The sequence below is a fragment of the Elstera litoralis genome (assembly GCF_000963705.1).
Taxonomy (GTDB): domain Bacteria; phylum Pseudomonadota; class Alphaproteobacteria; order Elsterales; family Elsteraceae; genus Elstera; species Elstera litoralis.
In genome coordinates this window covers 1-1,238 of the sequence record NZ_LAJY01000564.1, presented here as the reverse complement: position 1 = coordinate 1,238, position 1,238 = coordinate 1, and the positions used below count along the sequence as shown (strand labels likewise).

2 protein-coding genes are annotated in these 1,238 nt (G+C 58.7%); both read right to left on the bottom strand.

The genetic code is table 11. The features are described from left to right. On the bottom strand, nt 1–444 hold a 444-nt coding region (locus VZ95_RS17450), incomplete at its 3' end, for an alpha-E domain-containing protein (RefSeq protein WP_045776996.1). A 15-nt stretch (nt 445–459) separates the two neighbouring features. Further along, nucleotides 460–1,238, bottom strand: a 779-nt coding sequence (locus VZ95_RS17445; protein ID WP_045776995.1) for a circularly permuted type 2 ATP-grasp protein, incomplete at its 5' end; no start/stop codon positions are given.

The window sequence follows — 1,238 nt, the reverse complement described above, 5'->3', positions numbered from 1 at the left end:
CGTGGTTTCACACGCCCCCGCCACGAGAATCATCTGACGCTTGGTCCAATCCAGGAAATCCTGAATATTGGCCCCCGTCAGCGGCTTATCCAGCTTCTCGCGCAGTTGAATCGAGGCCTCGTTGAGATATTCCCAAACCGAAACCGTGAGATTATTCCGCTCCGAGCGGGCATTATTGCGCGCGGCTTGGATCGAGGCGGCAATGCTGGACGAATTGCTGCTATCCACCCCCATGAAGGTAACAAAATCCCCTACCGAGCGCTCGGGGTATTTCTGCTCGAACTTCTCATCCAGCCCGAAGGCCATTGCCAACGACTGCCATTCCCGGCTGCCGCCCGCCATCAGCCACATGCGATTCGTGGCTTCCAGCATGCGGGCCGAATTGGTGGCGCGCTCGATATAGCGCCCCATCCAGTACACATTTCCTGCGGTGCTACTCAGCATCCTAGACCCTTCCGATCAATGATCCGCGAGCACCCAAGTATCCTTGGTGCCACCCCCCTGGCTCGAATTCACCACGAGCGAGCCTTTGCGCAAGGCCACCCGCGTCAATCCGCCAGGCATGATGGTGATCCGCTCCCCCGACAGCACGAAGGGGCGCAAATCCACATGGCGCGGTGCGATCCCCTCTTCAACGAAGGTGGGGCAGGTGCTGAGCGATAGCGTAGGTTGGGCGATAAAATTGGCGGGATTGGCCAAGAGCTTTTCCCGGAAAGTCTCGATTTCGGCTTTCGTCGAGGTCGGGCCGACCAGCATGCCCGAGCCCCCCGAGCCGTGGACTTCCTTGACCACCAGTTCCTTCAGATGTTCCTTCACATAGGTCAGATCTTGCGGCTCCGAACACCGATAGGTCGGCACATTCTGCAAAATCGGCTCTTCGCCCAGGTAGAAGCGAATCATATCGGGAACGTAACAATACGTCGCCTTATCGTCGGCAATCCCCGTTCCGCAAGCGTTGGCGAGCGAGATATTCCCGGCCCGATAGGCCCCGATGAGCCCCGGCACGCCCAGCATCGAATCGGCCCGGAACGCCAGTGGGTCCAAGAACACATCATCGACGCGGCGGTAGATCACATCCACCTGCTTCGGCCCGCGCGGCGTGCGCATATAGACCTTGTGATCGTCGACGAACAGATCGGTGCCCTTCACCAGTTCCACGCCCATTTCGTCGGCCAAAAAGGCGTGTTCGAAATAAGCGCTATTATAAGGGCCAGGCGTGAGGAGCACGACATTCGGAT